We start from the raw sequence: 11137 nt of genomic DNA on the forward strand, positions 1-11137 counted from the left end.
GTGCTGGCAGCTGGTCAAGAGCGCAACAGGTTCACCACCTCCGCGAGGCGGGGCAGCTGCTCGTCGAACACCTTTGGGTCGGTGCTCGCGATGCGCAGCAGGAAGTGCTCCACGCCTTCGTACTCGCGCAGCTGCGCGGCCACTTCCGCGGCGCTGCCGCACACCTGCATCTGGATGCCCTGCACGAACGCCGCCGGGCGGCCGTAGTTGCGCAGGCAGTACTCCTCCAGCAGCTCGCTCCCGCGGTCCGGGTCGTCCTCCACCAGGACCGTCGCGAACAGGGCCGGGGTCACCGGGCGGGACGCCGTCGCGCGGATCCGGGCCAGGCCGGTGCCGTAGTCCGCCGGGTCCGGCGGGTAGGGCAGCCAGCCGTCGTACAGCCGGCCGACCCGCTCCAGCGCGCCCGGCGTGTACGCCGCCAGCCACACCGGCGGGCCGCCCGGCCGGGCCGGGGCCGGGAACGCCGGCAGCGAGTCGTGGTGCAGCACCGAGCCGTGGAAGGACTCCGCCCCGCTCCACGCGGCGCGCCAGAGGGCCACGATGTCGTCCAGCCGGGCACGGCGGCGCTCCCACGGGACGCCCGCGAACGCGAACTCCGGTTCGCTGCGCCCGGCGAACCCCGCCCCGACGGCCACCGTGAGCCGGCCTTCGCTGAGCAAGTCGATCGACAGCAGCTGGTTCGCCGTCAGGATGGGGTTGCGCAGGGCCGGGAGCAGCGCGGCCGTCCCCAGTGTCACCCGGGACGTCCGGGCGGCGAAGGCGGAAAGGACCGCGAGCGCGTCCAGCGGCGCCCGGGCGAGGGTGTCGCCGACCCAGACCGAGTCGAGGCCGAGTTCTTCCGCTTCGACGGCGGTGGCGACCAGCTCGGGCGCGGTCCGCCCGGCGTCGAGGATGGGCTGGTAGGTCGGGATGACCAGGCCGTAGTTCGTCATGGCCGCAGCGTCGCGGAAGCGGGGTATGCCCTCAATTCCCCGCGGGGAATGGCCGCCGCGAGCAGGATGGACCCGTGGACTTCGGAACGGCGCTCAAGGACTGGCGCACCCGGCGGCGGCTCAGCCAGCTCGACCTGGCGTTGCGCGCGGGCACGACGCAGCGGCACGTCAGCTTCATGGAGAGCGGGCGTTCGGTACCCGGCCGGGGGATGGTCCTGCGCGTCGCCGAGTCCCTCGAGCTGCCCCTGCGCGAGTGCAACGGCCTGCTCCACGCGGCCGGGTACGCACCGACGTACCCCGAAACACGCCTCGACGACCCGGCGGTCCGCCCGGTGATCGACGGCCTGCGGCGGCTGCTCGACGGCCACCGGCCCTACCCCGCGATCGTCGTCGACCGGTACGGCGTGCTGGTCGCGGCCAACGACGGGTTCCGGCTGCTCACCGAGGGGGTGGACCCCGAGCTGCTGCGCGAACCGGTGGACACGCTGCGGCTGGCGCTGCACCCACACGGGATGGCACCACGCGTGGCCAACCTCGACGACTGGGCGCGGCACATCCTCGAGCGGCTCCGCAACGACCTGGCCCGAACACCGGACGACCGGCTGGCGGCGCAGCTCGCCGAGCTGGAGGGGTACCTGCCACCGGCGTCCCCGCCGGGCCCGGAGCACCTGGGGTTCGCGGTCCCGGTCCGGCTGACGACTTCCGTCGGGGAGCTGCGGCTGATCACCGCGATCACGACGTTCGCGACCGCGGCGGATGTGACCGTGTCGGAGCTCAAGCTGGAGACGTTCCTGCCCGCGGACGCCGAGACCGCGGAACGGCTTCACAGCACCAGCGCCGTCGTGTGACCCACCAGCAGCTCCACGCTCGCCCACACCACCGCCGCCACCACGCTCGCCGGCGCGAAACGGCCGTACGGCATCGACGCCGAACCTGCGGCGCGCGGGACCAGCGTCCGGGCGCCCGCCAGGCAGCGGCCCGCGATCACCGCCGGGACGCCGTAGCGCGCGACTGCCCGCTCCGCTCGCTTCCACCCGTTCCGGTGAGACAGCCGCGGCCCCCAGCGGCGGCCCTCGAGGTACGCGAGCTGGTCGCCGAGGACCGCGGCCGCGACCGCCACCGTCCAAGCGATTCCGAGGTCGAGCGTGCCGCGCTCGGCGAGGAACCCCATCAGCAGCAGCGCCGACAACGTCGGGAGCACGATCCCCGGCAGCAGGGCCGTTTCCGCCATGACCAGCAGCGCGCAGACGAGGTAGACGACCACCGGGGGCGCCTCAAGCAGGGGCCGCAGCAGGGTGTCCACGCCAGGTCCTCCCCACCGCCACCGGGAGCGCCGCGCGGTACACGAACGCCGGGGGCAGGTTCCGCCACACCACCTTCGTTCTCTCCACCACCGCGAAGCGGCTTCGCAGCGTCGCCGCGAAACGGCGGGCGGGTGGCGTCCATGCCGTGTGGGTGTACGCGAACGTCGTGAACCGGCCGTTCGGGGCCAGGGCCGCCGTGACCGCGGCCAGGGTGCGCTGCTGCCGGGCCGCGGTCATCGCCGTCCACGGCAGGCCCGAGACCACCACGTCGACGTCCTCGAGAGCCAGGTGTTCCGCCGCACCGGTGACGACGTCGACCTGCGGGAAGCGCTCGCTCAAGGACGCCGCGAAACGCGGGTTGATCTCGAAAGCCGTCAAGCGCGCTTCGGGAGACAGCAACGCGAGGATCGCTTCGGTGAACACGCCCGTGCCCGGGCCGAGCTCCGCGACGCACGACGCGTGTTCCAGGCCGAGGCCGGCCGTCATCTCTTCGGCCAGCCGCGGCGAGCTCGGCGCGATCGCGCCGGTCAGCACCGGGTGGCGGAGGAATTCTCTGGTGATCGACATGAGCCCGACGCTAGGAACGGCCCGGGTCGCCGCGAATCCGCCGGATCGGCCGTCCGCGTCCTCCCGCAGGAGGATGAGAACCGGCCGCACGACCGACGCCAGGGGCGGGGTTCCGGCGTTACGTTCGGCGGGTGGAACGACTCGTGATGTGGGTGCGCCGCCACCGGTGGACGGTGGATCTGCCGCTGTACGGCGTGTTCCTCTTCCTCGCGCCCCACTGGAACGGCGCCGGTCCGTACCCCGTCCGGATGCTCCCGATGCTGTTCCTGCTCCCGCTGCTGCTGCGCCGCCGGTACCCCCGCACGGTGGCCGTGCTGATCATCGCCGGGGCGGTGGCGGTGTACTCCGACGAAGTCTGGGCCTACGACCGCGGCCGCACCGAACTGGCCCTGGCGGTCGTGCTCTTCACGCTCGTGAAGCTGCGGTACCGGTGGTTCGCCGGGCTGACCGTCTTCGCGACCGTCGTGCTCGACGTCCAGTGGAGCACGCTCTGGGGGCCGCACACCGAGAACCCGACCCTGACGATGGTCGCCACCTTCCCGCTGCACATCGCGGCGTGGGCGCTCGGGGAGTTCTTCCGCAAGCGCGAAGAGCTCACCACGGAAGAGAAACGGCGTGACGACGCCCAGACCCGGGCCGCCGTCGCGGAAGAACGCACCCGGATCGCGCGCGAGCTGCACGACGTCCTGGCGCACAGCATGAGCGTCATCGTGCTGAACGCCGAAGGCGCGAAGCTCGCCCGGCACCGGGATCCCGGCGCCGTCGACCGCACGCTCGACACGATCGCCCACACGGGCCGCGACGCGCTGGCCGAGCTGCGGCGGCTCCTCGAAGTGCTGCACGCCGGCCAGGCGGTGCGCAGTCCCCAGCCGACGCTCGCCGAACTGCGCGAGCTCGTCGACCAGTCCGGTCGGGACGTCACCCTCGACGTCACCGGCGACCCGGGCACGCTGCCCGCGAGCGCCGCGCTGCAGGCGTACCGGATCGTCCAGGAGGCGCTGACCAACATGATCAAGCACGCTCCGGCCGACGCGACCGGCCGCGTCGGCGTCGCCTACGAGCCGCCCGAGGTCCGGATCGAGGTGACGAACACCGGCGGTCATTCGCCGCCGGCACCGGCGCTGCCGTCGTCCGGGCGCGGGCTCGCCGGGATGCGCCAGCGCGTCGAGATGTACCACGGCGAACTGACCACCGGCCCGCTGCCCGGCGGCGGGTACCGCGTGCGCGCGAGCCTGGTGGTGGGCCCGTGACCACCCGGATCCTGCTCTGCGACGACCAGCAGCTCGTGCGCGTCGGCCTGCGGATGATCGTGGAAAGCCAGGACGACCTCGTGGTCGTCGGCGAAGCGGCCGACGGCGAGGAGGCCGTCGCGCTGACCCGGCGGCTGCGGCCCGACCTGGTGCTGATGGACGTCCGGATGCCGGTGCTCGACGGCGTCACGGCGACCGCGCGGATCTGCGCGGATCTGCCGGACGTGCGCGTCCTGATCATCACGACCTTCGACCTCGACGAATACGCGTACGCGGCCTTGCGCGGCGGGGCCAGCGGGTTCCTGGTGAAGGACGCACCCTCGGAGGAAATGCTCGTCGCGATCCGGGGCGTGCTGCGCGGCGACTCGATGGTCTCGCCGTCGGTGACGCGGCGGCTGCTCGACCGGTACCTCGCCGACGACCGCGACGCCGTGGACGCCGCCCGGCTCGCGGTGCTCACCGAACGCGAGAAGGACGTGCTGGGCCTCATCGCGCGCGGGCTGTCGAACAGCGAGATCGCGGCGAAGCTGTACATCGGCGAGACGACGGTGAAGACGCACGTCGGGCGGATCCTCGGCAAGCTGCGGCTGCGGGACCGGGTGCACGCGGTCGTCTTCGCCTACGAGTCCGGGCTGGTGCGGCCGGGGTCCTGAGCGCGCCCCGCCGAGCCGGCCTGCGGACGACACGACGATTTCACCACTCGGTGGCAGGATGACCCCATGCGGCGTTCGCTGGGTCTCCTCGGTGCGGTGTCCCTGCTGGTCCTGGGCTGTTCGGGAGCGGCGAGCGAACCGGTGCAGAGCGTCCCGCCGGCGGCCACGCCGTCCGCCGCGAGCGGGAAGTTCAAGGTCGAAACGGTGACCGCGGGGCTGGAGCACGGCTGGGACGTCGGCTTCCTGCCCGACGGCGGCATCCTCGTGCCGCAGCGGCCCGGCAAGCTCGCGCTGGTCCGGAACGGGCGGGCGGCCGAGGTGCGCGCCGACTTCTCCGACGTCCTCGTCAAGGGCGAAGGCGGGCTGCTCGGCATGGTCGTCAGCCCCGACTTCGCGACCAGCCGCGAGTTCATCACCTGCCAGGACCACCAGGAAGGCGGCAAAGCCGTCGACATCCGGCTGGTCACCTGGAAGCTGGCCGACGACGGCACGAGCGCGTCGAAGGTGAAGAACCTGCTGACCGGGCTGCCGGTGAACCCGAGCGGGCGCCACTCCGGCTGCCGCCCGACGTTCGCCCCGGACGGCGCGCTGCTGGTCGGCACCGGCGACACGGCGAAGTCGACGGTCTCGCAGGACCGCCACTCCCTCGGCGGCAAGGTGCTGCGGCTGGACGCGAAGACCGGGGAACCGTTGCCGGACAACCCGTTCATCACTTCGAGCGATCCGCGCGAACGGCTGATCTACACCTACGGGCACCGCAACGTCCAGGGCGTGGCGATCCGGCCGGGCAGCGGGCAGGTGATCACCGCCGAGCACGGGCCCGCGTTCGACGACGAGGTCAACCTGCTGAAGCCGGGCGGCAACTACGGCTGGGACCCGTCGAAGGGCGGCACCGACTCGAGCTACGACGAGAGCGTGCCGATGACCGACCTCAAGCGCTTCCCGGACGCGGTGAGTCCACTGTGGACTTCGGGGAAGATCACCGAGGCGATCAGCGGCGACGCCTTCCTGACCGGCGCGCAGTGGGGCAAGGACGACGGCGCACTCGTCGTGGTGGCGCTCAAGGGCCAGAAGCTGCTGCTGTACCACCTGGACCCCGCGGGCAAGGTCCTCGACGTCACGCTGCCGCCGGAGTTCGACGACAAGTTCGGTCGCCTGCGCGCCGCCCGCAGCGGCCCCGACGGCGCCCTGTACGTGACCACGTCGGACGGGACGGACGACAAGCTGCTGCGGGTCACCCCCGCCTGACCGTGAGAAAACCACGGCCACCGGGTGCCGTGGACACTTACGCCGGGCCGGCGGATCGCGGAACATGATGGGTACCAGAGGTTTCGTCCGCCCCCCGACGCGTGTTGGACGCGGTCCGAAGAGAGCGTTCCCGCGGCAGCACCGCGCCGGCCCCCGGGCGCCATCGCCGATCTGGCGCCCGGGGTCCGGCATCCACGTGCGGGTTCCTACTTGCCCAGGTACGCCCCGCCGTTGACGTGCACGACCTGGCCGGTGACGTGGCCGGCGGCCGGGCTCGCGAGGAACGTCACCACGGCCACGACGTCCTCCGGCGTGCCGGGGCGCTTGTTCATCGTGTTGCCGATCAGCCATTCGCGACGGCGGTCGCTCAGCTGCCCGTGGAAGAACTCGGTGTCGCCGATCAGCCCCGGCGCGACGACGTTCGCGGTGATCCCGCGCGGCCCGAACTCCCGGGCCACGCTGACGTTCCAGCCCTCGACCGCGGCCTTGGCGGCGCCGTAGGACCCGGCGCCGGTGTGCGCGGCGATCGACCCGACGGTGATGACCCGGCCGCCGTCGGCGAGCCGGTCGCGCAGGGCGTGCGTCACCAGCGCGGCACTGACCACATTGGACCGCAGGTTCCGCTCGAACGCCGCCGCGAAGCCGGCGAGGCCGGTTTCGCCTTCGCCGTCGAGGAAATCCGTGTTGCCACCGGCGTTGTTGACGAGGACGTCGACGCGCTCCGGCAACTCCCCCAGTGCGGCTTCGACGGCCGCGGGATCGGCGGCGTCGAACACGACGGGCCGCGCACCCGCGAGCGTCGCGGCCTCGGCGAGCACCTCTTCCCGGCGCCCGGTGATGGTGACGCGCTCACCGGCCTGCGCGAACGCCGCCGCCACGGCGTAGCCGATGCCCGTGCCGCCGCCCGTCACCACGATTTCCCGGTTGTCCGCCATGGCCTCGACCCTAGTGCTTAGGATCGGGGCATGAGCGTGATCGACAAGATCGCCTGGATCCACGTGGCCGACGGCCGCGTCCTGGCGGCGCGTTCCCGCGGCAAGGACAAGTTCTACCTGCCCGGCGGCAAGCGCGAACCGGGCGAGTCCGACGCCGAGACGCTGGTCCGGGAGGTCCGCGAGGAGCTCGGGGTGGAGATCGACACCGAGTCGATCACGCCGGCGGGGGTGTTCGAAGGCCAGGCCCACGGAAAAGCGGAAGGCACGGTGGTCCGCACCACGGCCTACTCGGCGGCGTACCGCGGGGAGCCGCGGGCGTGTGCGGAAATCGAGGAGATCGCTTGGCTCGGGTACGCGGACCGCGGCCGGGTTTCGCTGGTGGCTCAGCTGATCTTCGACCACCTGCGCGGCACCGGGCAGCTGCGGTGACGGGCGGCGCTCACCTGCGCAGCCCTCAACACCACACCTAACCCAGCCGCAGCTTCGGCTTGTGCTCCAGGTGGGACAGCCCGTTCCACGCCAGGTTGACCAGGTGCGCCGCCACTTCGTCGCGCTTCGGCTTGCGCGCGTCCAGCCACCACTGGCCGGTCAGCGCCACCATGCCCACCAGGGCCTGTGCGTACAGCGCGGCCAGCTTCTCGTCGTAGCCGCGGGCGGCGAACTGCTGGGCCAGGATGTGCTCCACCTGGCTCGCGATGTCGTTCAGCACCGTGGAAAACGTGCCCGTCGAGCTCGCCACCGGGGAGTCGCGGACCAGGATGCGGAAGCCGTCGTGGGAGTCCTCGACGTAGGACAGCAGGGCCGTCGCCGCCTGCTCCAGCATTGCCCGGGGGTGGCCGCCGTGGAGGGTCGAGACCATCCGGTCGAGCAGCAGCTGCGTCTCGCGGTCGACGACCACCGCGTAGATGCCTTCCTTGCCGCCGAAGTGCTCGTACACCACCGGCTTCGACACGTTGGCGCGGTGGGCGATCTCTTCGATCGACGTGCCGTCGAAGCCCTTTTCGGCGAACAGCGCGCGAGCCACGTTCAGCAGCTGCTGCCGCCGCTCGGTGCCGGTCATCCGGACCCGGGTCACCGGGGCGGCCGGACGCGCCCCGGTGACCTGCTGTTCCCGCTTCGAACGTCGTCTCCCCGCCATCGGGGCAGCCTAGTTGACTAGGCTTTTTCGGTCGCGATACGGGCCAGGCGCTGCGGCGTCGGCCAGCGCACGTCGTGCACCCAGCCGAACTTCTCGAAGATCCAGATCAGCCGCGCGGAGATGTCGATCTGGCCGCGCTTGACGCCGTGGCGGGCGGACGTCGGGTCGGCGTGGTGCAGGTTGTGCCACGACTCGCCGAAGGAGAAGATCGCCAGCGGCCAGAAGTTGGCCGACTTGTCGCGGGCGGCGAACGGGCGCTCGCCGATCATGTGGCAGATCGAGTTGACCGACCACGTCACGTGGTGCAGCACGCAGATGCGGACCAGGCCGGCCCAGAAGAACGCCGTCACCGCGCCCCACAGCGACCACGAGATCAGGCCGCCGAGCAGCGCCGGCAGGGTCAGGCTGACCAGCGCCCACAGCCAGAACAGTTCGTCGACCTTCTTGATGGCCGGGTCCTTCACCAGGTCCGGCGCGAAGCGCTCGGCGTTGGTCTGGTCGCGCTCGAACAGCCAGCCCATGTGGGCGTGCCAGAAGCCCTTGGCGATGGCCCACGGCGAGGTGCCGAACGCCCACGGCGAGTGCGGGTCGCCGTCGCGGTCGGAGAACGCGTGGTGGCGGCGGTGGTCGGCGACCCAGGTGATCACCGGGCCCTGCAGGGCGATGCTGCCCGCGATGGCCATGAACACGCGCAGCCACTGCTTGGCCTTGAACGAACCGTGCGTGAAGTAGCGGTGGTAGGACACCGTGATGCCGAGCCCGCTGATCGCGTAGAACAGCACGAAGATGCCGACGTCGACCCAGCTCAGTCCCCAGCCCCACGCGAACGGCACCGCGACCAGCAGGGCCACGAGCGGCGCGATCACGCCGAAGTAGACCGACAGCTGCACGCCGATGCCCCGCGTGCCCTCTGTGACTGGTTTCGGGCCCTTGGGGGCCGAAGGTTCTCCGGCGGGCTGAGAACGGTCGAGCGTGGCCGTCATACGCTTCACTTCTTCCTACACGGGCACACTTCTGCCAAGGGCGCCCTAACCTACGATGCCGTAAGTTACGGTACAGGAGGTTCGGGCGGCTGGGGAGAGCCCGAACTCACACCGCTGTCCGCAACCCGGGTACCCGGCGAAGCGGCGCCTAACGCATCCCCCGCGCGGACGACACCCGATCGTCGCTATCCTGACCAGGTTCGATCCGCCGTAGTGTAATCGGCAGCACTTCAGATTTTGGTTCTGACAGTTCAGGTTCGAATCCTGGCGGCGGAGCAGCAGAAGGAACCGGAAACCCACGACACCGGGAGGTTGGCGCTGACCGACGAGGCGACCGACCCGGTGACGGCCAGGCGGCCCGCGCTGGCCGAGATGTCCGACGCCTGGATCGTCGGGCGCGCGCGGGAGCTGAACGCCGCGGTCCAGCGGCACGAGTACACCCAGCAGCTCGAGATCGTCGCGATGCTGGACGAGCTGCTCGACGAGACCCAGCGGCGCGGCGAGCCCCTGCTCGTGGCCCAGCTGCTGCGCTCGTCCGCCCTCGCCCGGCTGGCCACGAAGGGCCTGGCCGCCGAAGCCGAGCCCCGGCTCGACGAGATGCTCGCGCACACCCGCCGCCACGGCATCGCCCTGCTGCGGGCCGACGCGCACGCCCTGCGCGGGCGCCGGCTGGTGATCGCCGCGCAGGAGGACGCCGCGCTCACCGAGATCGCCAGGGCGCTGGCCATCCTCGACGACTCGACCATCCCGGACCGCCAGGTCGGCCTGCGCAACTGGAACCGGCTGCTCGCCTCCACGCTGATCGACTGCTGGCTGGTGCTCAACCAGCTCGGCGTCTACGAAGCGGCCGAAGAGGTGATCGGCCGGGCCGCCGCGGCGATCCGCGAGAGCGCGAGCCCGCACGACATCGCCCTGCAGCTGATCAACCGGATCAAGATGCTGCTCGGCTGGGGCCTGCGGCTGGAGCGCATCGACGAGTACGACGAGAGCGCCGAGAAGTTCCGCACCGCGGCGTCGATGGGCGCGGCCGCCGAAGGCCCGTTCGCCGAGTCGCTGTTCCCGCGCAAGGCGAACGTCGCCGCGATCGACCAGGTCGGCGTGCTGGCCGCGGCGCCGGCGCTGAACCAGCCGGGCGCCGAGCACGTCGAGCGGCTGCAGCAGCTCTACACCGAGCGCGCGTTCGGGCACGACCGGGAGATCGTCGCGATCGCGCTGGCCCGCTGCCTGGACAAGGAGGGCCGCCGCGAGGAGGCCCTGTCGGTCCTGCGCGAGACCCGCCAGTTGATCTCCGAAGACTCTTCGCAGCCGTCGATGCGGCTCAACATCGCCCGCGAGCTGGCCCGGCTCGACACGAGCCCGGACTACGGGTCCGGCGCGAGCGAGTCGCTGATCGACTACGCGCGGCGCCTGGAGTCGGAGATGTGGAGCCTGCGCGAGTCGCAGATCGCCACGCTGAACGCCCGCCGCGAGCACGAACGGCTGTCCGCCGAGCACGGCGCGATCACCCAGCAGGCGCTGCAGGACCCGCTCACCGGCCTGCCGAACCGGCGGGCGTTGGACGAGAAGCTGCGTCAGCTCGCTTCCTCGGCCGACGCGCAGCCGCTGGCGGTCGCGCTGGTCGACCTCGACGGCTTCAAGGGCGTCAACGACAAGCAGTCGCACGCCGAAGGCGACAACGTGCTGCGTGTCGTGGCGAGCACGCTTCGTGACGCGTTGCGCGGCGACGACCTGGTGGCGCGGTACGGCGGCGACGAATTCATCGTCCTGCTCCCGGGCACGCCGGCGTCCGCGGCGAAGATGGCGCTCGGGCGCGCGGTGAAATCGGTCTCCAACCTGCCGCACCACCTTTCGCACGGCGTGACGCTGTCGATCGGGCTGGTGTCGCTGCGGCCGCAGGAACGCGGCGAGCAGGTCCTCGCCCGCGCGGACGCGGCCATGTACCAGGCGAAACGCGGCGGCGGCAACCAGGTGGCGTCGGCCAACTCGATGGCCGCCGACCCGGCCGGCGCGTGGGCCAGCGAGGCCCCTCCCACCGACCCGGCGTGGGACGCTGAGGAGCACAGTTAGCAATCCGGCCCGAAAGCAGGCGGACACGGGCGGTGAGCTAACCGCTCATCGGCACCTTTC

The 11137-nt window shown here is 71.8% G+C and carries 12 protein-coding genes and 1 tRNA gene; 7 read left to right on the forward strand and 6 right to left on the reverse strand.

Translation table 11 applies throughout. The features are described 5' to 3' along the window. Nucleotides 1-14: 14 nt before the first annotated feature. The gene (locus ACLJPY_RS42505) at nucleotides 15-932 is read right to left on the reverse strand and encodes an LLM class flavin-dependent oxidoreductase (protein ID WP_410596648.1); all 918 of its coding nucleotides are present in this window, start codon (nucleotides 930-932) and stop codon (nucleotides 15-17) included. A 74-nt stretch (nucleotides 933-1006) separates the two neighbouring features. Between ACLJPY_RS42505 and ACLJPY_RS42510 the strand changes: the two genes are divergently transcribed. Then, the gene (locus ACLJPY_RS42510; protein ID WP_410596649.1) at nucleotides 1007-1780 is read left to right on the forward strand and encodes a helix-turn-helix domain-containing protein; all 774 of its coding nucleotides are present in this window, start codon (nucleotides 1007-1009) and stop codon (nucleotides 1778-1780) included. Here the strand turns inward: ACLJPY_RS42510 and ACLJPY_RS42515 are convergent. After that, entirely contained in the window at nucleotides 1756-2235 is a 480-nt protein-coding gene (locus ACLJPY_RS42515) for a DedA family protein (RefSeq protein ID WP_410596650.1), read from the reverse strand. The genes ACLJPY_RS42510 and ACLJPY_RS42515 overlap by 25 nt on opposite strands. After that, complete coding sequence (locus ACLJPY_RS42520; protein WP_410596651.1) at nucleotides 2207-2803, reverse strand: class I SAM-dependent methyltransferase; 597 nt, start codon at nucleotides 2801-2803, stop codon at nucleotides 2207-2209. The genes ACLJPY_RS42515 and ACLJPY_RS42520 overlap by 29 nt, the downstream gene beginning before the upstream one ends. A gap of 146 nt (nucleotides 2804-2949) precedes the next feature. Here ACLJPY_RS42520 and ACLJPY_RS42525 point away from each other — a divergent pair, with 146 nt between their 5' ends. From ACLJPY_RS42525 to ACLJPY_RS42535, 3 genes are all read left to right on the forward strand, one after another. Next, the gene (locus ACLJPY_RS42525; RefSeq protein WP_410596739.1) at nucleotides 2950-4053 is read left to right on the forward strand and encodes a sensor histidine kinase; all 1104 of its coding nucleotides are present in this window, start codon (nucleotides 2950-2952) and stop codon (nucleotides 4051-4053) included. Then, nucleotides 4050-4706, forward strand: coding sequence for a response regulator (locus ACLJPY_RS42530; RefSeq protein ID WP_410596652.1), 657 nt, complete (start codon nucleotides 4050-4052; stop codon nucleotides 4704-4706). The genes ACLJPY_RS42525 and ACLJPY_RS42530 overlap by 4 nt, the downstream gene beginning before the upstream one ends. A gap of 66 nt (nucleotides 4707-4772) precedes the next feature. Further along, nucleotides 4773-5954: a PQQ-dependent sugar dehydrogenase gene (locus ACLJPY_RS42535; RefSeq protein ID WP_410596653.1), complete on the forward strand. Its 1182-nt coding sequence runs from the start codon at nucleotides 4773-4775 to the stop codon at nucleotides 5952-5954. A 206-nt stretch (nucleotides 5955-6160) separates the two neighbouring features. Here ACLJPY_RS42535 and ACLJPY_RS42540 read toward each other — a convergent pair whose 3' ends face one another. After that, nucleotides 6161-6889, reverse strand: coding sequence for an SDR family NAD(P)-dependent oxidoreductase (locus ACLJPY_RS42540; RefSeq protein ID WP_410596654.1), 729 nt, complete (start codon nucleotides 6887-6889; stop codon nucleotides 6161-6163). Nucleotides 6890-6925: 36 nt separating this feature from the next. On the opposite strand from ACLJPY_RS42540, the gene ACLJPY_RS42545 reads away from it, so the two are divergent. Beyond that, complete coding sequence (locus tag ACLJPY_RS42545; RefSeq protein WP_410596740.1) at nucleotides 6926-7318, forward strand: NUDIX hydrolase; 393 nt, start codon at nucleotides 6926-6928, stop codon at nucleotides 7316-7318. A gap of 37 nt (nucleotides 7319-7355) precedes the next feature. Here the strand turns inward: ACLJPY_RS42545 and ACLJPY_RS42550 are convergent, their stop codons facing one another. Together ACLJPY_RS42550 and ACLJPY_RS42555 are read right to left on the reverse strand one after the other, a co-directional pair. Further along, entirely contained in the window at nucleotides 7356-7949 is a 594-nt protein-coding gene (locus tag ACLJPY_RS42550) for a TetR/AcrR family transcriptional regulator (RefSeq protein ID WP_003062116.1), read from the reverse strand. 95 nt (nucleotides 7950-8044) lie between these two features. Continuing rightward, entirely contained in the window at nucleotides 8045-9010 is a 966-nt protein-coding gene (locus ACLJPY_RS42555) for an acyl-CoA desaturase (RefSeq protein ID WP_410596655.1), read from the reverse strand. Between the two features lie 204 nt (nucleotides 9011-9214). Here ACLJPY_RS42555 and ACLJPY_RS42560 point away from each other — a divergent pair. After that, nucleotides 9215-9286 (forward strand) — tRNA-Gln (locus ACLJPY_RS42560). A gap of 36 nt (nucleotides 9287-9322) precedes the next feature. Beyond that, nucleotides 9323-11077 (forward strand): diguanylate cyclase domain-containing protein, encoded by a 1755-nt coding sequence (locus tag ACLJPY_RS42565; RefSeq protein WP_410596656.1) that lies wholly within the window; start codon nucleotides 9323-9325, stop codon nucleotides 11075-11077. Nucleotides 11078-11137: the final 60 nt, after the last annotated feature.

The organism is Amycolatopsis sp. lyj-23 (genome assembly GCF_046549135.1).
Lineage (GTDB): Bacteria > Actinomycetota > Actinomycetes > Mycobacteriales > Pseudonocardiaceae > Amycolatopsis.

Coding starts and splice junctions, on each gene's coding strand:
- ACLJPY_RS42505 (WP_410596648.1), bottom strand. CDS start 932: ATGACGAACTACGGCCTGGTCATCCCGACCTACCAGCCCATCCTCGAC.
- ACLJPY_RS42520 (WP_410596651.1), bottom strand. CDS start 2,803: ATGTCGATCACCAGAGAATTCCTCCGCCACCCGGTGCTGACCGGCGCG.
- ACLJPY_RS42525 (WP_410596739.1), top strand. CDS start 2,950: ATGTGGGTGCGCCGCCACCGGTGGACGGTGGATCTGCCGCTGTACGGC.
- ACLJPY_RS42535 (WP_410596653.1), top strand. CDS start 4,773: ATGCGGCGTTCGCTGGGTCTCCTCGGTGCGGTGTCCCTGCTGGTCCTG.
- ACLJPY_RS42540 (WP_410596654.1), bottom strand. CDS start 6,889: ATGGCGGACAACCGGGAAATCGTGGTGACGGGCGGCGGCACGGGCATC.
- ACLJPY_RS42550 (WP_003062116.1), bottom strand. CDS start 7,949: ATGACCGGCACCGAGCGGCGGCAGCAGCTGCTGAACGTGGCTCGCGCG.
- ACLJPY_RS42555 (WP_410596655.1), bottom strand. CDS start 9,010: ATGACGGCCACGCTCGACCGTTCTCAGCCCGCCGGAGAACCTTCGGCC.